Below are 17,860 nucleotides of genomic sequence, written 5' to 3' on the forward strand. Positions count from 1 at the left end.
TTTAAATCGCAAACTCAGAGGGGTCGAAGTTCAGAACCATCGTGTTCCATCCCCTTTCACCTTCGTATTTATCCGGCGGAAGGTTTTTTAAAGGCTGGGACTTCAAGATCGCACGACGCGCGCTGCCTTCGACGGCGCGGCGCGTACCCTCGGGTCCACCAGTGGCCGTCACCTCTGGCTGACCGACAACCATGCCGTTCTGATCGAGTGATACGCGAACGACGACTCTCACCTCGGCCACACCCGTCAGACCACCGGGCATGCTCCAGTTACCCTGAACCTGACCACGAACACTGTCGATCTCACTAGCGCTCAAACCGGTGCCAATTGTCTTCTTGCCACCAAGCGACGCTGTTTCGGTAGACCGTTTTGCACCGCCGCCGGACGGGGCCTGCTTGTTCAACAGTTTCGAGATGTCGTCGGCGTTGAACTCGCTGGCCTGCGAAGCGGCAGACTTGGCGGTCTCCTGCTTGCGGTCTGCCGGTTTCTTGTCGGACGGCTTCTCTGTCGACTTCGCCTGCTCCGGCTTCTTCTCCGCCGGTTTTTCGGCTGGTTTCGTCTCGGCTGGCTTTTGTTCGGCCTGCTTCGGAGGTTCCGGCTTCGGCTCAGCCGGCTGTGGGCGCGAATTCGGGCGCGGCACATTTGGCGGCACCGGAATCTCCGCCGGTTCCTGATTTTGCGGTGGTGGCTCCTGAGCCTGCTGTTGCGCGGGCGGCTGCGTCGGCGTCGGTGGCGTTGCTATTTCCGGCTTGGGAACAGGCAGCGACGCCGTTTCCAATGGCTTTGGCGCAGACGTCTCTTCCTTGACGATGTCTTTCACATCGTTGGGCTTGGTATCGACGACAGGCGCTGGCTTTTCCTGCTTGGGAGGAGCAGCAGCACTCTCATTATTGTTGGGCTTTTCCGTCGGCGTCGGCGGCGCTTCGAGATCGACGCTGTTGTTACCGGCATTCTGGGCGTTGGCAACGATGTCGGGACGAGTGGTCGGAACAGGCGCAGACTTTTCCGCCTTGGGCGCGTTCTTGTCACCCTGCTGAATCTGCGTCATCTCTTCCACGGACACCAGATCGACAGGCATCGACTCGGCCTGAGACACCTCGAGCGGCGCTGGCGAGCCCAGAGACACGAGGGCAAAGGCCAGCAGTGAGGCGTGCACGATCGCAGATGTGGTGACGCTGCCTTTCATACCGAGATCAGTTGTCCTGTTTCTGTTGTGTTACGAGACCGATATTCTTGAAACCCGCAGCCTGGATACGCGCCATGACATCGGCAACGATGCCATAAGCGGCAACCGAGTCCGCACGGACGAAAATACGCTCATTGTAGCCGGTGGTCGAAATTGCCTGCAGTTTGTCGGCCACTTCCGTTGCCTGGATCGGCGTTTCCTGCAAATGGATCACGCCATCGGCATTGACCGAAATGGTAATCGGCTGCGTATCGGAATTCAGCGCATTGGCTGATGTCTGCGGCAGATCGACAGGCACGCCGACCGTCATCATCGGTGCAGCCACCATGAAGATTATGAGCAAGACTAGCATGACGTCGACAAGCGGCGTCACGTTGATTTCGCTGATCGCGCCACCCTTGCGGCGTCCCCGGCCTCGACCACGGCGTCCGCCGGATCCACCGCCGCCACCGCCTGCTGACATTCCCATCGTGTTACTCCACTCGCTCGGAAGCGCGTTTACTGCGCGGCCTGACGCGTCTGCAGCTTCTCATCGATCTGGCGCGAAAGGATAGCGGAAAACTCATCCGCAAAACCTTCCATACGCGCAGAGAGCTTGCCTGCATCGCCGGTGAATTTGTTATATGCGATAACGGCCGGAATAGCGGCGACAAGACCGATGGCCGTTGCCAGAAGCGCTTCGGCGATACCAGGCGCCACAACCGCGAGGTTGGTGGACTTGGAACCGGCGATCGCCTGGAATGAGGTCATGATACCGATAACAGTACCGAACAGACCGATGAACGGACCTGCCGAACCGATCGTTGCCAGCGAACCGAGACGCGCCTCGAAGGTCTCGCCTTCCCGCGCCATGGTCACGTCCATCGCCCGGTCTATCCGCATCTGGAGCCCGATCGGCGATCGCGCACCACGCTCGAATGACTTTTTCCATTCGCGCATCGCCGCCACGAAGATCGCCGCAAGGCCCGTATTCTGGCGCTCGGCCAGCGTCCGGTACAGCTCTTCAAGCGACTGGCCAGACCAGAAGACCTGTTCGAACTGGTCGAACTGGCGCTTTGCCTTGCCGAAGGACACATACTTGTCGATGACAATGGCCCACGTCCAGACAGATGCGGCTATAAGACCGATCATGACCAGCTTGACGATGAGACCAGCCTGCATGAACAGCGCCCAAAGACTTACGTCGTGCGTTGCTGCGGCCAAACCTGCCTGTTCCATAAAAATCCAATCCCCGAATCCAAACGCCCGGTGCATGACCGGGCGATTTAAACGCGCATCAACGTTTGAAGTCCTGCGGCAGTCGCCGAAAACCCCTTGAGCCGTGCCCCGATATGACCATTTAGCCTTCCTTGACCGTAAATTTGGTAAAAGGAAGGCGTGTGGCGCACAAATACCGAATGGTTAAGGTAGACTACATTATGGTTAAGAGAGTGTTACGAAATAGGCACGTCTAACAGCCGTCGCGTGTTTCTTCGCTCTTACTTCAGAAATTTCTCTGCAATCGCGTCCGGCAGACGGCGCGGTCTTCCCTTCGAATTGATCACAGCGATAATCACTTTTGCGACAATGAGTGGCGTTTCGCCGCGTCGTATTTCCTGATTGAGAACCATTTTCGCCCCGCCCGCCTTTTCGGTCAGCGTGGTAATGACCAGCACATCGTCCATGCGTGCAGGCGACTTGAAGTCGATTTCCATGCGGTGAACGACGAAAACCAGGCCTTCGTCATCGGCGGTCAGAAGCGCGCTCTGCTCACAGCCAAGGCAGCGCAGGTAATCGGTACGACCTCGCTCCAGAAAATGCAGATAGCGCGCGTGATACACGAGGCCGGAAAAATCCGTGTCCTCGTAATAGACGCGCTGTGTCAGCCGGTGGCCGTGTTCGATGAGCTCACCGGAGAGGGAAACGGTCAGATCAGTCATGTGAAAGTCCCGGATGTGGAGCGGCACAAAGGTTCATTTATCATCCAGATTGCGGTCATCCCAAACGACGTGTTGCGTGGAAGTGGGAAGGTTTTCGATCTCACCGGCGATGAAATACGGTGGAATGTCCAGCTGCGTCAAGGCTTCCGTGGTCGCACGCGCCCAGCGGAACTCCAGCGGATGCTTGCCATCCTGCATGCGGTGGACGATGTCTTCTTCGTGGAAAGGAAAGGTTTCGGGCAATTCCATCAGATAATAGAAACCAAGCTCGTGCCAGTCCTTGCCCTCATAATGGAAGAAATTCTCTACCACCCAAAGCAGCCGCCCGACCTTGGCCTCGACACCAAGCTCCTCCACCATTTCACGCGCCAGCGTCTCGCGCGATTGCTCGCCCATTTCCGCCCGGCCACCGGGAAAACTCCAGAATTTCTCGTGCGTCGCCCGGTGCACCAGCACGTGGCCGTCGCGAAACGCGATACCCGCTACACGCATCTGGAAGAGGCGCTTGGGCTTGAATTTGATGCGGATACGAAGGTCTTCAGTCATATGCTTTGGCTTCCGGGAACATGAGGTCACGCTCCGCCCAACCTAGCGCGTCCAGTTCCGTTTTGCGAACCCTTGCATCATCATCCACGATAAACTCGTCCAGCTGGGGTGGTTTGACGGAGCTGCCGGAGAGCATTGCGTGCACCTGACCTCGGTGATGGGTCTGGTGTTGAAAAAGATGGCTTAAAATATCGTCGCAACGGTCCTGTTGAACTCTCTCTGCACGGTGCACGCGCACGTCTGCTTCCAGATCGATGTCCGTGCATGTATCGACAAAGGCGATGAGGTCGTCGTCCAGCTGCGATTGCGCCTTCTGGAGAGCGCTCATGTCTGCGAAAGGATCACCGTGAGCGAAAATGTCAGGGCCCCTCGTTCCACCTTTCAGAGCATCGATGTAAAACAGGTCGACGAGATAGATGTGGTTCAATGTGGCGCAGATGGTGGGAAAGAAACCATTTCGCGCCGCGACGAATTCGGCGGGAGAAAGCCTGCCGCAAGCAGCGTGCAGCCTGAGATTTGCCAACCGGTTGTTGCGGGCGAGCTTTCGGAACACGCGACGAGGGTCGTAACTCATGGCTTTCTCCTATTCTGCGCAGCGGGGAAAAGACGCGACTGCGTGAAAAGCGTCAATCGGCCTTATCGAGCTCCGAATGACTTTTCAGGACCCTGCCGCCGTCTTCCTGCTCGATCAGGTAAGCGGGCTCGTCCTCGCTTGCCTTCCGCTTGATGACCGAGCCTTCGATCTTGCGCTCGACGTCTTTCGTAAAGCTCTCGGCAATCTTGCCTTCGCCTTTACCCGAACCCCATTTCCACTGGACTTTGGTACCCTTACGGAATTTCGTCATGTCACGCTCCTGGCAAAGAACGTGAAATGGCCGGCAAGCGGGATGGTTCCTATGCCTCACCCAGATCGATCACCACCACCTCTGGCGGCGACATGAAACGGACCGGGGCGATGGAGCAGCCGAGCCCGCCGGAGACGACAAGATGCCTGTTATCTTCGACAACGTGACCATAGACGAAACGCTCGCCAAAGCGCGACGGCACAGCTGGACGCCAGCCGAACAGATTGACCTGCCCGCCATGCGTATGGCCCGACAATGTCAGCGATACCCGGTCCGGGACAGAAACGAAGATGTCAGGCTCATGCGCAAGAAGAATGACGGGGGCGTTATCCGTGATCTGCGCAAGTGTGCCGGGAAGATCGTCCAGACCCGTCGTGCGGCGTCCGGTCAGATAGGCCCATTGGTCTTCTATTCCCGCAATCCAGAAGGGTTGGGTATCGGAACCGCAACGCACAGCATGGTTCGAATATGTCTGAATGCCGACCGACCGAAGCGCCTTATGCGCAACCGTTTCCTTCAGCCGCAGCCTCTGCGCTTCAAGGTCCTGCCACCAATCGTGGTTGCCGCACACGGCGTGCACCCCTTGCGGTGCCTTCAACCCCGAAAGAGCCTTCGCCCAGTCTCCCGGTGGAACGACACCTGTCACCAGTTTCATGCCGGACATGTAATCGCCCAGCAGCAGAATGACGTCGCCACCCAGCGTGTTGGCGTAATCGCAGATCTTTGCAATGCGCTCGGCAGGCATCCATGGCTCGCAGGCGTGAAAATCGGCAAGCGCCACGATGCGCAAGCGTTGCCCCTTGGGCCAGCCGGGCGGATTGATACGATATCGCGTGGTCGATAGCCGCGCCAAGGGCTCGATGCCACCCGCATAGGCACCAAGAGAAACCAGACCCGCCGCCATGGTGGCAGCCGTCTTGAGCAATGCGCGACGGGTGATCACGATCAGTCGTCCTCGAGCGTCAAACGAAACTGCGCCGCTTCGATATCTTTCGGCGGCTGCAGGTCCAGATGCTTCCACGCCGTTGCGGTCAAGATACGTCCTCGCGGCGTTCGCTGAATGAAACCCTGCTGGATCATGTAGGGTTCGATAATGTCCTCAATGGCATCGCGTGGCTCCGACAAGCCGGCGGCAATCGTTTCGATGCCAACGGGACCACCGCCGAAATTCACGGCGATCATCGTCAGATATCGCATGTCCAATTGGTCAAGACCCATATTGTCCACGAGCAGCCGCGTCAGCGCCTCGTCGGCAATCTGTCGCGTCACGGATTCTGCCCGCGCCACCTCGGCAAAATCACGAACACGGCGCAACAGCCGCCCGGCGATGCGTGGGGTGCCGCGCGAACGACGCGCCACTTCGCGTGCGCCCTCTTCCGTCATCGGCAAACCCATGATGCGCGCACCACGGCGCACGATCAGTTCGAGTTCTTCCACCGTGTAGAAAGACAGGCGAACGGGAATGCCGAAGCGATCTCGCAACGGATTTGTCAAAAGGCCGAGACGCGTGGTGGCCGCAACCAGCGTGAATTTCGACAGATCGATTTTTACGGACCGCGCAGCCGGTCCCTCACCGATGATCAGATCGAGCTGAAAATCCTCCATCGCAGGATAGAGGATTTCTTCCACGGCAGGGCTCAACCGGTGGATTTCATCGATGAACAGAACATCCCGTTCTTCCAGATTGGTCAGAAGCGCCGCCAGATCACCGGCCTTGGCAATCACCGGTCCGGACGTGGACTTGAAGTTGACCCCCAGCTCCTTGGCCATGATCTGCGCCAGCGTCGTCTTGCCAAGACCCGGTGGCCCGACGAACAGCACATGATCCAGCGCCTCGCCACGGTTCTTCGCCGCTTCGATGAAAATCTTGAGGTTCGCCCGCGCCTCCGCCTGGCCGGTAAAGTCATCCAGCGTTTGTGGGCGAAGCGTCGTATCGATATCTTCGCCGCGCTTTTCCGAAGAAATCAGCCGTGCCGCGTCACTCATGTCAGAAGTTCCATTCCGGGTATTTTGCGTGCGGCTCTCTGATCGAATGTGTCAATCATCTGTCACCAGGCTTTCAGCCGAGCTGATCTAGAACACGCTTTTGGACCAGTCGTTTCGCCTTTGGATGTCATGGTCGTCTGGAGCCCCATGACGACCTCTGTTCTTAGTTTTTAAAGATCGCAAGGAAAATAACACAGGGCGTTCTACCGCGAAAGCTCCTTCAAGCCCAACCGGATCAGCTTGGCGCTATCGCCACCCTCACCGCCATTCTTCAGCGCGGCCGCCACGGCATTGGCGGCCTGATCGCGGGAATAGCCAAGGTTGGTGAGGGCAGACACGGCATCGGCCACGGGTGCGGATGCGACGCCTTCGCCCAGTTCCTGTTTGAAGCCGATGGAGGACGATACCTCACCAGCAAAGGCAGGCGCCTTGTTGCGAAGTTCCGTGACGATGCGCACGGCAACTTTCGGCCCGACACCGGGCGCACGCGACACGACGACCTTGTCCTGAAGGGCAATCGCGTTGGCCAATTCAGAGGGCGTCAATGTTGACAGTACCGCAAGCGCAACCTTGGCACCCACCCCCTGAACGCTTTGCAACAGGGTGAACCACTCCCGTTCCAGTGCTGTCAGGAACCCGAACAGCCGCAACTGGTCTTCGCGCACATAGGTTTCGATGAAGAGGACCACGGCCTCGCCTGCAGAGCCAAGGCGCGACAGAGTTCGCGCCGAACAATAGGCCACGTAACAGACACCGTGAACATCAACGACCACATGGTCATCGCCAATTTCATCGATCGTGCCTTTGAGTTTTCCAATCATGGGAATGCCTGTGAAAAGAGGAAATCAGCTTGCGGCCAGCACGCGGCGCATGCGCTCGCCCGCCCTGTTGTGTGCATGGCAAATGGCGATGGCAAGAGCATCAGCTGCGTCATTACCCTTGAACTCAGCCTTAGGCATCAAAATTTTCAACATCATGTGAATCTGCTGCTTTTCGCCATGCCCGACACCGATCACGGCTTTCTTGACGGCATTCGGTGCATATTCCGCTACCGGAAGGCCCGCGCGTGCGGGAACCAGCATCGCGATACCGCGCGCCTGACCAAGCTTTAGCGTCGCCACAGCATCCTTGTTGACGAAGGTCTGCTCCACCGCCGCCTCGTGCGGTTGGTGGGAATGGACGATTGCGGAAAGGCCGTCATGGAGCTGGCAAAGGCGCGACGCCAGGTCCATATCGCCATCGGACGTGACAGTGCCGGAGGCCACGAAGCGCAGGCTGTTGCCCAGCGTTTCTATGACGCCCCAGCCCATTCGCCGAAGCCCTGGGTCAATCCCGATAATTCGAATCGCATTTGTCATGTGGCACCCTACCGTTCAGGCGCGAAACCTGCCAGCGATAAGTGAACAAAACGACAACATTGCACAAGATGGCATGGCCGCTCACGCTGGGTCTGATCGAAACGGGCTCCGTAACCACCGCATATGTGCACCAGTTTTTTTGATCCATCGTTCAATTCGGCGCGATTGCACTGGCAAATTTGGCCATGAAACTTACATCTAGCACAACCCGAAACGCATCAGGAGCGTCCTATGATTCCCTTTTCCATTCTCGATCTGTCGCCCATCGGTGAAGGCGAGAACGCGAGCAAGGCGCTTGAGAATTCGCGCCGCATGGCCATCAAGGCCGAAGAACAAGGCTACGAGCGCATCTGGCTGGCCGAACACCACGGCATGCCCGGCATTGCCAGCGCCGCCACTGCCATTGTGATTGCCCATGTCGGTGCCGCAACGTCGCGCATCCGCGTCGGCTCCGGGGGTGTCATGCTGCCAAACCACTCGCCGCTCGTCATCGCTGAACAATTCGGCACGCTCAATGCCTTGTTGCCGGGCCGCGTCGATCTTGGTCTCGGTCGTGCACCCGGCACGGACATGCGCACGGCGCGCGCCTTGCGACGAAATCTCGATGCCGGTGCTGAAAATTTCCCGCATGATATTATCGAACTGCAACAATATCTGGGTGCACCGCAGCCAGACCAGTCGATCCTGTCTGTACCCGGAATGCATTCCAATGTGCCGATCTGGCTGTTGGGGTCCAGCACCTACAGCGCGCATTTGGCGGCCATGCTTGGCCTGCCCTATTCCTTCGCATCGCATTTTGCGCCGGATATGCTGATGGACGCCATCGCTATTTACCGGGAGCGCTTCCAGCCCTCGGCAACGCTGAAAAAACCCTATGTGATGGTTGGCGTCATGGGCGTGGGCGCTGACACCGACGCGGAAGCGGAGCACCTGTTTACTTCAGCCCAACAGCAATTCGTCAATTTGCGAAAGAATATCCGAAGCCAGTTCCCACGGCCGGTCGACAGCATGGATGACTATTGGAGCGATATGGAGCGCATCACGGTCGACCATACGCTGAGATACGCGGTTGTCGGTTCTCACGCGACGGTGGAACACAAACTCGGTGAGTTCCTCGCGGTAACCGGCGCTGACGAGTTGATCGTCTCCATGCCAGTCCATGACATCCAGAAGCGCCTACGCTCTGTAGAAGTTTTCGCCGAAGTTCGGGGCGAACTGAGGCAGGCTGCCTAACGGCGTCTCCTCAAACCTCATGAAAAAAGCCTCCGCGCATCGCTGCCGGAGGCTTTTACATTGCAATGGAATATGGATCAGGCCGAAAGCCTGGACATGATTTCTTCCGATACTTCGAAGTTTGAGTAGACGCTCTGGACGTCGTCGTCATCTTCGAGGTTGTCGATCAGCTTCATCAGCGACTGCGCTTTTTCCTCATCCACAGGCACCGTGTTCTGCGGTTTCCAGATGGACTTGACGCTTTCGGCTTCCCCGAGCACCGCTTCGAGAGCCTTGGAAACTTCGTTCATCGCTTCAAAGCCGCAGATGATCGTGTGGCCGTCTTCGCTGCTTTCCACGTCATCGGCCCCGGCTTCTATCGCCGCTTCCATGACGGTATCCGCGTCGCCGACAGAGGCCTTGTAGGTGATTTCGCCAACGCGGTCGAAGGAGAAGGATACTGAACCGGTTTCACCCAGCGCGCCACCGGCCTTGGTGAAGATCGAGCGGACGTTTGACGCCGTGCGGTTGCGATTGTCCGTCAGCGCTTCAACGATAACCGCCGTGCCGCCCGGACCATAACCTTCGTAACGCACGTAATCGTAGTTTTCAGCATCCGCACCGGATGCCTTCTTGATGGCACGGTCGATGTTGTCCTTGGGCATGGACTGCGCCTTGGCGTTCTGGACCGCCAAACGCAACGCAGCGTTCATGCTCACATCCGGCAGACCGGACTTCGCAGCAACGGTGATTTCACGCGCAAGTTTGGAGAACATCTTCGAACGGATCGAATCCTGTTTTCCCTTGCGATGCATGATGTTCTTGAACTGTGAATGGCCAGCCATGGCACCCCTGATCGGATCGTTTGTTTGGATTGCGGTGCTTATAAGTGCGATGGCCCGCCTGTTCAAGCCCAGATGCCCACTCTTCTCGCAACACATTAAGGAACTGAAATGTTCGCTCTTCGTTTGGTTACCAGTACGAAGCGGGCAGCCTTGCCCACTGATCGTGACGATAACGAGAAACGTGAAGGAGACACATTCAATGGTCAGTCTGAGTGAAGCACGCGAAGCCCCTGCCCGTCAGCTTTGGGACGAAATCAATTCCGTGCATGCCGGGATGCTGGGCCTTGAAGGCCTCCACAACCATATGCAGCCAATGGCACCACATGCTGATCCAAAGACCAACACCATCTGGTTTTTCACCAAGAAAAGCGCCGATCTCGTTCAAACTCTCAAGTCCGGCGCCCGCGCCCACTTCTGCGTCATTGGTAAGGACCACGATTATCATGCGTGCCTTTCTGGCAAGCTGGAGGTGCGAGAGGACAAGGCGAAGCTCGACGAATACTGGAATTCCGTCACCGCCGCGTGGTATGAACACGGCAAGAGCGACCCCGATCTAACCATGCTTGCTTTGCACGTCGATGATGCAGAAATCTGGGCATCCACCGACAGCACGCTGAAATTCGGCTGGGAAATCGCCAAGGCGAATTTGTCAGACGACAAGATGCCAAACATTGGCGTGCGTCAGCATCTGACCTTCGCATAATATCACTCCCGCCACCGCTCATTCACATGCCTTGCGGCACGAGAATCTGCGGCTGGCGGGGAAGACTTCGCATAGAGACGCGAATGACAGGATCGTTGGCGTAAGCGATCTTGAATTGGGGACCGAATGTCACCAGAAACTGCTCCAGACCGCTTGGCTGGTGCATAGGCAAAATAAGCGCAGACCGCAGCCGTTTCACGATACGGCTCATACTATCGGCGCCCATCGTCAACCCACCGTCAACCGGCACCATCAAGATATCGAGACGGCCGATTTCCGCATACTGGCTCTCCGTCAGTTCATAGTGAAGGTGACCGAGGTGGCCGATGCAAAGGCCAGCGACTTCAAAAATGAAGATAGAATTTCCATCCTTTTGCAATAAGCCACCACCACCCCAGCGATTGCGAATATCGGACGTGACGTTGCGGATATAGACATCCCCGACCTGCAGTTTATGCACAGCCTTTTCGCCAGGCACATCGCCCCAGCCATGCAGCACGTTTTTGATCGCAGGGTCCGGGTGCAACGTATAGTGCGTCGAGTGAGCGTTGTTCATCGTCACGACATCGGGCGTAACGGGTGGGAGGTAGACACCGTTATAATCTGTTGCGATCGTCACACCATCCGGTGACGTGATCAGAAAGGTCGAGTGACCAATATACTGGATGTTCACCTCTTCCTTGGTGGCTTGGATGCGCTGCAGGTCCGAAGGTTTGAAGCTCGCGAAACTGGCCCCGGGCATTGATTGGGCAATCGCTTGGCATTGACTGATCGGCGGGCGATTGACCAAGGGTCGGGTGGGCTGTTGCTGGGCCTGCGTCGAGGCTGCACCCAACAGAAATCCGGTCAATGCGAGCATCAGCATGCGAAGCATTACGCCACTCCCTTCACGAGGTGAATGGACAGCAGGATGCGGCAAGGTACCGGCATCGTAAAGCAACGATCAGGTCGAGGCGCTCACATTCACGTCATTTTAGGTAAGGCGAGTAAGGCTGACCTCTCTGCGAGATTTCAAACGCCGCTAGACCCAGATGCAGTCAAACCCAGAATGGCGGGATGGTCTCTGCGAGCCGTGGCCCAATCCGCAAAGGCGCGATCTTTTCGGCAAGACCTGTGCTGTCGGAAATCTCGACGCCCACGCCGCAAATCGTCGCTGGCCCGCTGGCCGCTTCAAACCGGCCTTTTGGCATTTTCGAGATAAAGCGGTTGATCGGTTCTTCCTTTTCCATGCCAAGCGATGAGTCGTAATCGCCGCACATGCCGGCATCCGACATATAGGCCGTACCACCGTTCAAGATTTGCGCGTCAGCCGTCGGCACATGCGTGTGGGTACCGACGACAAAACTTGCGCGACCATCGACGAAGTGGCCGAAGCACTGCTTTTCGCTGGTCGCCTCTGCGTGAAAATCAAAGACGATGGCATCGGCCTGTTCACCCAGTGGGCAGGCACCGAGAATGCTTTCTGCCGAGGAAAATGGATCGTCCAATTCCGGATGCATGAAGACGCGGCCCATGATGTTGGCCACGAGAATGCGGGCGCCGTTGCGGCCGTAGAACAGACCCGAACCCTTGCCCGGCGTCCCCTTCGGATAATTGGCAGGCCTTAAGAACTGGTCGTGCCGCTCGCAAAAGGTCACGGCTTCCTTCTGGTCCCAGACATGGTTGCCGGTCGTCACCACATCGGCACCGGCATTGATCGTCTCAAGGTAGATTTCTTCCGTAATGCCGAAACCACCAGCGGCGTTCTCGCCATTGACGATGACGAAGTCCAGATTGAGATCGGAGATCAGTCCCGGAAGACGCTCCCACACCGCTGTGCGGCCCGCCTTGCCAACCATATCCCCCAGAAACAGTAATCTCATTCCGTCGTCCTGCCGTTGAAATATCGTAGGCCGCTCTCGGTCAGAACGGCATGCAGTGCCACATCATGAGGCTGCGCGGGCACTGATGGCACTTCCTGGCAGTCGAATGCAATGCCGACGAGGGTTGGTGCAAGCCCTTTTGTGTGAAGACGGGCGATTGCGCGGTCGTAATGTCCGGCACCATAGCCAATCCGTTGGCCCGTCATATCGAAAGCGGCGAGAGGAACCAGGAGGATATTCGGATCCAGCACCTGCGAACGTTCGTCCGGACCGGTCGTCCCGAAGCCGGTCTTGACCAGCTCTGCGTCCTTCGCAAACTCTCGAAATACGATCGTCTCGCGGTCTAGGATAACCGGAAGGCAAAGGCGTGCACCGCGCACGCGCAAACCATCCATCAAGGGGCGCAAGTCTGCCTCTGAGCGAATGGGCAGAAAACCCGAAATTGTCGCCCCCGCCTCGAATTTCAACTCCGCTGCGCCACGGGCGGCAATGCTGAGACTTTTGTCGAGGCGCTGCTCAACGGAAAGAGCGTCCCGCAAGGCAAGACGCTCAATTCTGATCTGTGCTTTATCGAGGTGACCCGACGTCATCAGGCTGCCCGGCTGACCAGCACCTTGTCGATGCGGTGACCGTCCAGGTCGATGACTTCGAAACGCCAGCCGTTGCGGGTGATGTGCTCGCCCAGTTCCGGCAAACGGCGGAACTCGTCCAGCACCAGACCGGCCACCGTTTCGAATTCGGCATCGTCGGAAATCTGGAAACCCATACGGTCGGCAAACTCGTCGGCAGGCATCCACCCAGCCACGAGGAAGCTGCCATCTTCGCGCTCCACCATGGCTGGCTCTTCGCCGTCGTCTTCCTGGAAGGCACCTGTGATGGCCTCCAAAACGTCGCCGGAGCTAATGATACCTTCGAAATGGCCGTATTCGTCGTAAACGAGAACCATATGAACCGTTGAGCGACGTAGCGATTGGATAACATCAACCGCACTCGTCAGGTCTGAAACGACAGGGACTTCGCGCAGCAATTCGCGAATATTGAGTTCCTTGCCGAAAGCAAACGCATCAAACGCATCCTTGACGAAGAGGACGCCGAGAATTTCATCGGAAGCGCCATTGCGCACGGGCAAACGTGAGCGCTGCGTGGCACGCAATTGCTCACGGATTTCCGCTGCCGAATCCTCGATATCAACGACTTCCACATCGCGGCGTGGCGTCATGAGACCACGGGCATTGCGATCTGCAAGCCGCATGACGCTGGTGATCATGGCCGATTCTTCGGTCTCGATCACGCCGGCACTGTGCGCTTCGGCCAAAACGGTGCGAATCTCATCGTCTGTGACCGATGCGTTGGACTCGCCGCTATGGCCGAGGATCGCGAGCAACAGCTTGCCGGAGCGATCCAAAAGCCAGACAACCGGCGCACCGATCTTCGACAGCATCACCATGGCGGGAGACACCCGCACGGCAACCTTTTCAGGATCACGCAAGGCAATCTGCTTGGGAACCAATTCGCCGACGATCAGGGACAGGTAGGTAATCGCAAGAACCACGGAACCCACACCGATGGCGTCGGCGGCACGGTCGGGCACACCCTGCTCCAAAAGCCAGCCGGTAAAGCGGGCACCCAGTGTCGCACCGGAAAACGCACCCGACAGAACGCCGACGAGCGTGATGCCGATCTGTACAGTGGAAAGGAAACGTCCTGGGTTTTCGGAAAGAGTCAGCGCCATTGCGGCGCCTCTGCTGCCTTGGGCGGCAAGCACTTTAAGCCTCGCCGGTCTGGAGGAGACAACGGCAAGCTCGGACATGGCAAGCACACCGTTCAGTACGGTGAGCAGAACCACGGTCATAATTTCAATAAACAAGTTTAGCTCTTCTGGGCTGTTGAACGGCATGTCGCGGCTGCAACCACAATCGCTAGAGTTGAAAGCGGGAGCGGACATACCAACACGGATAATAAGGAATTGTTCCGCCAATGCAATGACCGGAAGATGAAAAACGAATGATACAGTCGCTGCACCGTGCATCGCCTTAAGCAACCACACGTTTAAGATGCGCACTGCGCTCATTTCCTTGGCGGAGAGCTAAGCAACGAAGCTTGGTCGATCAATCGAAAAGAGTGCGATCCGCGGCGACCGATGGAGTTTTACGATCCTGGGTGCCTACAAACGTAGGTGGGCGCCATATGTCCAAGCCCACGGGCCTGGCCAGGGACAGCTCCCTTTGGATCGAGTATGGCCCCAGGGATTGAGTTTCCTGTCGAGAAGCGCAGAACGCATCTTCTATATAGGGTGGTTTGATGAAATGCGGAAGGGGCAACCGACTGCAATATCGTGGAAAACAGCTTCTCCGCTACAAAAGACCAGGTTTGCAGGAAACCCTTGAGGAGAAACCTTAATTCACGACCGGCTTCGGACGCGCCACCAGCTTTTCGGTAATGCCGTTCAAGCGGGTGGACAATTCGGAGATAGCATCCACCAGCATTTCCTCTGTCTTGGCCTTGCTTTCCGCCATTCCATCGCGGTTTTGCTGTAAGGTCGCGACCTTGGCCTCCAGCGCCTCGATCTTGCGGGAAAGCTCCGACATCTCGTCGGTGATCATGATGCCCGCCATGACCGTCAGCCTGAGATCACCGATTTCACCGAACTGGCTCTTCAGATGGCCGACATACTGGTCGAACTGGCTGGCGAGATCGGTCAGGTGCGCTTCCTGCCCCGCCTCGCATGCCATGCGGTAAGCCTTGCCGTCGATCATCACCGTGACTTGAGCCATGATATCCTAAATCCTTATCGATCCAGCACTGCGCGGATTGTCTCCATCGCGGTCACCAAGCGGCGGGAAACCTCACGGTTGACCTCTTCGAGACGGTTGGCACGAAATTGCGACTGGTCAAGCTCCTGCGCCAGCCGGGCACGGTCCACATGCACACGCTTCACTTCGCTCTCGACCTCGCCATTTTCCCGTTGACGCTCGATCCGCATGTCGATCGCGTTTTCAAGGCTGTTGATGGCGGAGCTGAGCTCCGTCAACGCAATCTGTATGGTTTTTTCCGCCGTCATCGTTTCTTCCAAACCGCCAGAGCCAAGCCGAATCGTTGTCTCTTGGTGTCAATCAGGGCGCTTGCACGATATGACCTGATTAACGCCCACGTCAATCAAACCAATACATTCAAACACTTTGCGCTGTGGATGAATGCAGCACGGCAGGGGCCGATTGTGGGCGGCGGCCCGAATATTGCCAGAATACAAAACGATTTTTGTTGCTGATCGAACCGCAAGCACCCCTCGTTTTATTGACAGCCCCGCCCTACCTGCTATGCATCAACCCGCTTTTTGGATAGTCATAATGGCTATCTCCTTTCACCCGGAACAGACGGAAAAGCCATGATTTCTCGCGACAAACACGACCGGATGGCCAATGCAATCCGCTTTCTTGCCATGGACGCTGTGGAGAAGGCCAATTCCGGCCATCCAGGCCTGCCATTGGGCGCTGCAGATGTGGCCACGGTCCTCTTCACACGGTATCTGAAATTTGATCCGAAGGCATGGCAGTGGCCAGACCGCGATCGTTTCGTGCTGTCAGCCGGTCACGGCTCCATGCTGCTCTACTCACTCCTTTACCTCACGGGGTATGAGGACATGACGATCGACGAGATCAAGCGCTTCCGTCAGTTGGGTTCCAAGACCGCAGGTCACCCGGAATATCACCACGCGACCGGCATCGAAACCACCACTGGTCCACTGGGTCAGGGCATTGCCAACGCAGTCGGCATGGCCATCGCCGAGCGCAAGCTGGAAGAAGAGTTCGGCTCCGATCTCCAGAGCCACTTTACCTATGCGCTGTGCGGTGACGGTTGCCTGATGGAAGGCATCAGCCACGAAGCGATTGCGTTGGCTGGCCACCTGAAGCTCAACAAGCTCGTTCTCTTCTGGGACAACAACAACATCACCATCGACGGCGAGGTCGGCCTGTCCGACTCAACGGACCAGATCGCGCGCTTCAAGGCCGTTCACTGGAACACCATCGAAATCGACGGTCACGATCCCGAAGCAATTGCCAACGCCATCGAGGCTGCTCACCAGTCCGACCGTCCGACCTTCATCGCCTGCAAGACCATCATCGGTTTTGGCGCGCCGAACAAGCAGGGCACGCACAAGGTACACGGCAATCCGCTGGGTGCCGAAGAAATTGCCGCGGCCCGCAAGAGCCTGAACTGGGAAGCCGAACCCTTCGTCATTCCAGAAGACGTGCTCGACGCCTGGCGTCTAGCCGGCCTGCGTTCCACCAAGACGCGCCAGGAATGGGAAGCGCGCCTGGAAGCAACCGAGACCGACAAGAAGACTGAGTTCAAGCGCCGCTTTGCAGGCGATCTGACCGGCAACTTCGACAGCTCCATCGACGCATTCAAGAAGAAGGTTTCGGAGAACAATCCGACCGTCGCCACCCGTAAGGCATCCGAAGACACGCTGGAGGTCGTCAACGGCATCCTGGCCGAAACCATCGGCGGCTCTGCCGACCTGACGCCATCCAACAACACCAAGACCAGCCAGATGAAGTCGATTACACCGGCAGACTTCTCGGGCCGTTATCTCCACTACGGCATTCGCGAACATGGAATGGCAGCAGCCATGAACGGCATCGCGCTGCATGGCGGTCTTATTCCCTATGCTGGCGGCTTCATGATCTTCTCGGACTATTGCCGTCCGTCGATCCGCCTTGCCGCGCTCATGGGCATCCGCGTCGTTCACGTACTGACGCACGATTCCATCGGCGTTGGTGAAGACGGCCCGACGCACCAGCCGGTCGAGCAGATCGCAGCCCTGCGTGCCATTCCAAACCTTCTGGTCTTCCGCCCGGCGGATGAAACGGAAACGGCGGAGGCCTGGCAGTTTGCCCTTCATCAGAAGAACCGCCCGTCTGCCCTCGCGTTGACCCGCCAAAACCTTACGCCGGCCCGTAAGGATTACGAGGAAAAGAACCTCGTTTCCTACGGCGCTTACGAGCTGGTTTCGGCAAGCGATGCCAAGGTCTCGATCTTTGCTTCGGGTTCTGAAGTCGAGATTGCGCTGAAGGCTGCGGCCGACCTCAAGGTCAAGGGTATCTCGACCCGCGTCGTTTCCGTTCCATGCTTTGAACTCTTCAAGGAGCAGCCGGAGACCTACCGCAAGGCGATCATCGGCAATTCTCCGGTGAAAATCGGTGTCGAAGCGGCCATCCGCCAGGGCTGGGATTACTTCATCGGCAACGATGGCGCGTTCATTGGCATGAATTCCTTCGGCGCATCCGCACCGGCCAAGGATCTCTACAAGCAGTTCGGCATCACTGCAGAAGCTGTGGTCGCTGCTGCGGAAGAAAAGCTCGGCTGACCGCCTGAACAGAACCGGGAGTGGCGTGAC

General features: G+C 57.5%; 21 protein-coding genes and 1 other RNA gene. 3 read left to right on the plus strand and 19 right to left on the minus strand.

Annotation, left to right across the window (positions count from 1 at the left end; genetic code table 11):
* Position 1 precedes the first annotated feature (1 nt).
* The 11 genes from EKM04_RS17275 to ruvC form a co-directional block, all read right to left on the minus strand.
* The gene (locus EKM04_RS17275; RefSeq protein ID WP_174153856.1) at positions 2–1,186 is read right to left on the minus strand and encodes a hypothetical protein; all 1,185 of its coding nucleotides are present in this window, start codon (positions 1,184–1,186) and stop codon (positions 2–4) included.
* 7 nt (positions 1,187–1,193) lie between these two features.
* Entirely contained in the window at positions 1,194–1,655 is a 462-nt protein-coding gene (gene tolR, locus EKM04_RS17280) for a protein TolR (protein WP_067644342.1), read from the minus strand.
* A 29-nt stretch (positions 1,656–1,684) separates the two neighbouring features.
* Positions 1,685–2,404, minus strand: coding sequence for a protein TolQ (tolQ, locus tag EKM04_RS17285; protein WP_045228480.1), 720 nt, complete (start codon positions 2,402–2,404; stop codon positions 1,685–1,687).
* A 260-nt stretch (positions 2,405–2,664) separates the two neighbouring features.
* Positions 2,665–3,105, minus strand: coding sequence for a tol-pal system-associated acyl-CoA thioesterase (gene ybgC, locus EKM04_RS17290; RefSeq protein WP_174153857.1), 441 nt, complete (start codon positions 3,103–3,105; stop codon positions 2,665–2,667).
* A 33-nt stretch (positions 3,106–3,138) separates the two neighbouring features.
* Positions 3,139–3,651: an NUDIX hydrolase gene (locus EKM04_RS17295; protein WP_183895865.1), complete on the minus strand. Its 513-nt coding sequence runs from the start codon at positions 3,649–3,651 to the stop codon at positions 3,139–3,141.
* Positions 3,644–4,225, minus strand: a complete 582-nt coding sequence (locus tag EKM04_RS17300) for a DinB family protein (protein ID WP_183895867.1) — start codon at positions 4,223–4,225, stop codon at positions 3,644–3,646. Before EKM04_RS17300 ends, EKM04_RS17295 begins: the two co-directional genes overlap by 8 nt.
* A 52-nt stretch (positions 4,226–4,277) precedes the next feature.
* On the minus strand, positions 4,278–4,496 hold the full coding sequence (locus EKM04_RS17305) for a hypervirulence associated TUDOR domain-containing protein (protein ID WP_183895869.1): 219 nt from the start codon (positions 4,494–4,496) through the stop codon (positions 4,278–4,280).
* A gap of 49 nt (positions 4,497–4,545) precedes the next feature.
* A complete protein-coding gene (locus EKM04_RS17310; RefSeq protein ID WP_412762967.1) occupies positions 4,546–5,439 on the minus strand; it encodes a metallophosphoesterase in 894 nt (297 codons plus the stop codon).
* A gap of 2 nt (positions 5,440–5,441) precedes the next feature.
* Positions 5,442–6,482: a Holliday junction branch migration DNA helicase RuvB gene (gene ruvB / locus EKM04_RS17315; RefSeq protein ID WP_183895872.1), complete on the minus strand. Its 1,041-nt coding sequence runs from the start codon at positions 6,480–6,482 to the stop codon at positions 5,442–5,444.
* Between the two features lie 203 nt (positions 6,483–6,685).
* Complete coding sequence (ruvA, locus tag EKM04_RS17320) at positions 6,686–7,303, minus strand: Holliday junction branch migration protein RuvA (RefSeq protein WP_183895874.1); 618 nt, start codon at positions 7,301–7,303, stop codon at positions 6,686–6,688.
* A 24-nt stretch (positions 7,304–7,327) separates the two neighbouring features.
* Entirely contained in the window at positions 7,328–7,840 is a 513-nt protein-coding gene (ruvC, locus tag EKM04_RS17325) for a crossover junction endodeoxyribonuclease RuvC (RefSeq protein WP_183895876.1), read from the minus strand.
* Positions 7,841–8,071: 231 nt separating this feature from the next.
* Between ruvC and EKM04_RS17330 the strand changes: the two genes are divergently transcribed.
* The gene (locus tag EKM04_RS17330) at positions 8,072–9,073 is read left to right on the plus strand and encodes an LLM class flavin-dependent oxidoreductase (protein ID WP_183895878.1); all 1,002 of its coding nucleotides are present in this window, start codon (positions 8,072–8,074) and stop codon (positions 9,071–9,073) included.
* A gap of 77 nt (positions 9,074–9,150) precedes the next feature.
* On the opposite strand, the gene EKM04_RS17335 is transcribed toward EKM04_RS17330, so the two are convergent.
* Positions 9,151–9,897 carry a YebC/PmpR family DNA-binding transcriptional regulator gene (locus EKM04_RS17335; RefSeq protein ID WP_183895880.1) on the minus strand — a complete coding sequence of 249 codons (747 nt, stop codon included), beginning with the start codon at positions 9,895–9,897 and terminating at the stop codon, positions 9,151–9,153.
* A 199-nt stretch (positions 9,898–10,096) separates the two neighbouring features.
* Between EKM04_RS17335 and EKM04_RS17340 the strand changes: the two genes are divergently transcribed.
* Positions 10,097–10,600 (plus strand): pyridoxamine 5'-phosphate oxidase family protein, encoded by a 504-nt coding sequence (locus tag EKM04_RS17340; protein WP_183895882.1) that lies wholly within the window; start codon positions 10,097–10,099, stop codon positions 10,598–10,600.
* 22 nt (positions 10,601–10,622) lie between these two features.
* On the opposite strand, the gene EKM04_RS17345 is transcribed toward EKM04_RS17340, so the two are convergent.
* From EKM04_RS17345 to EKM04_RS17375, 7 genes are all read right to left on the minus strand, one after another.
* Positions 10,623–11,474 carry an MBL fold metallo-hydrolase gene (locus EKM04_RS17345; protein ID WP_183895884.1) on the minus strand — a complete coding sequence of 284 codons (852 nt, stop codon included), beginning with the start codon at positions 11,472–11,474 and terminating at the stop codon, positions 10,623–10,625.
* A 163-nt stretch (positions 11,475–11,637) separates the two neighbouring features.
* Entirely contained in the window at positions 11,638–12,462 is an 825-nt protein-coding gene (locus EKM04_RS17350) for a TIGR00282 family metallophosphoesterase (RefSeq protein WP_174153868.1), read from the minus strand.
* Positions 12,459–13,052 (minus strand): 5-formyltetrahydrofolate cyclo-ligase, encoded by a 594-nt coding sequence (locus tag EKM04_RS17355; RefSeq protein WP_183895886.1) that lies wholly within the window; start codon positions 13,050–13,052, stop codon positions 12,459–12,461. The genes EKM04_RS17350 and EKM04_RS17355 overlap by 4 nt, the downstream gene beginning before the upstream one ends.
* Positions 13,052–14,314 (minus strand): hemolysin family protein, encoded by a 1,263-nt coding sequence (locus tag EKM04_RS17360; RefSeq protein WP_174154090.1) that lies wholly within the window; start codon positions 14,312–14,314, stop codon positions 13,052–13,054. The genes EKM04_RS17355 and EKM04_RS17360 overlap by 1 nt, the downstream gene beginning before the upstream one ends.
* Positions 14,315–14,583: 269 nt before the next feature.
* Positions 14,584–14,742: non-coding RNA, 6S RNA (gene ssrS, locus EKM04_RS17365), on the minus strand.
* Positions 14,743–14,858: 116 nt separating this feature from the next.
* Positions 14,859–15,236 carry a cell division protein ZapA gene (locus EKM04_RS17370; RefSeq protein ID WP_174153870.1) on the minus strand — a complete coding sequence of 126 codons (378 nt, stop codon included), beginning with the start codon at positions 15,234–15,236 and terminating at the stop codon, positions 14,859–14,861.
* A 14-nt stretch (positions 15,237–15,250) separates the two neighbouring features.
* A complete protein-coding gene (locus EKM04_RS17375) occupies positions 15,251–15,523 on the minus strand; it encodes a DUF4164 domain-containing protein (RefSeq protein WP_174153871.1) in 273 nt (90 codons plus the stop codon).
* A gap of 324 nt (positions 15,524–15,847) precedes the next feature.
* Here EKM04_RS17375 and tkt point away from each other — a divergent pair, with 324 nt between their 5' ends.
* Entirely contained in the window at positions 15,848–17,830 is a 1,983-nt protein-coding gene (tkt, locus tag EKM04_RS17380; RefSeq protein WP_183895888.1) for a transketolase, read from the plus strand.
* Positions 17,831–17,860: the final 30 nt, after the last annotated feature.

The sequence above is a fragment of the Rhizobium skierniewicense Ch11 genome, from assembly GCF_023757665.1.
In the GTDB taxonomy this organism is placed as follows: Bacteria; Pseudomonadota; Alphaproteobacteria; order Rhizobiales; family Rhizobiaceae; genus Agrobacterium; species Agrobacterium skierniewicense.